The sequence below is a fragment of the Streptomyces muensis genome (genome assembly GCF_021474425.1).
GTDB lineage: Bacteria > Actinomycetota > Actinomycetes > Streptomycetales > Streptomycetaceae > Streptomyces > Streptomyces muensis.
The window spans coordinates 1-947 of sequence record NZ_JAKEIP010000601.1 but is presented as its reverse complement, the minus strand read 5'-3'; the positions used below and the strand labels follow the sequence as shown (position 1 = coordinate 947).

Here is a 947-nt window from a genome sequence, read left to right as displayed (position 1 = left end):
GGGCGTAGAGGATCGCGCGGTGGGCCGGGGGGATGCCCAGGCGGGCGCGGATCACGCGGATGTCGGCCGCGGTGGCCGTGTAGTAGACGTCGTTGCGCGGATAGCCGTGGTCCAGGGAGACGAATCGGGACGGATACGCGCGCTCCCACATCCGGGTGGAGTGGCTGTTCGCCGAGACGCTGTAGTCCCACTTGTCGATACGGGCGAGCAACGCCTCGAAGTCCAGGCCCTTGGCCGCCGCCGGGAACTCCATCTGGTCGACGCCCATGCGCTTGAGCGGGGTGCCGTGGTGGGTCTGGAGGTGGACCGCGTCCGGGCGCTTCACGATCGCGTTGGGGTAATTGACGTTGTTGACCAGGTACTTGGCCGTGGCCAGCACCTCGCGGTAGCGGCGGGTGCCGGGCAGCACGTGGTCGGTGTGGGGCGGCAGGAGCGGGGCGTTCTCGGGGGTCACCACCCACACGGGGTGGATCTGGGGGGCGAGTTCGGTGAGCTTGGCCGCGATGGCCGCCGGGTTGCAGGCGACTCCACGGTTCCAGTACGCCGCGAAGACGGCCAGGCCGGGGTCGACCGGGCGGGACAGGGCCGCGCGGTAGTGGCGGTCGCCGAGGGCGGCGGCCACCTGGCGTTTACGGGTCCGTACGGCCGACTTGGCGGTGCGGCGGGCCCGGTTGGCGGCCTGGAAGGCGCGGTACCTGGTGTACGCGCTCTCTTCGAGAAGGGCTCGGCGGATGCCCTCGGGGCCGGCGGGGCGGCGGTACCCGGGCGGGCGCAGACGGACGGCGGCGTCGGCGGCGCGGCGGAAGAACTCCCTGGCCACGGGGTCCGGCATCGGCGTGCGGGCGAAGGTGCGCAGGCAGTCGCGGACCATGACGTCGTAGAGGACGGCGTGGCAGGGAGAGCGAGGGGGAGGCTCGGGGGTGGCCTGGGATACGGCGGTGCTGTTC

1 protein-coding gene is annotated in these 947 nt (G+C 72.4%); it reads right to left on the bottom strand.

Features of this window, described 5'->3' with window-relative positions:
• The coding region (locus L0P92_RS44650; RefSeq protein ID WP_234768840.1) for a CDP-glycerol glycerophosphotransferase family protein at window positions 1-947 on the bottom strand (947 nt) is incomplete at both ends.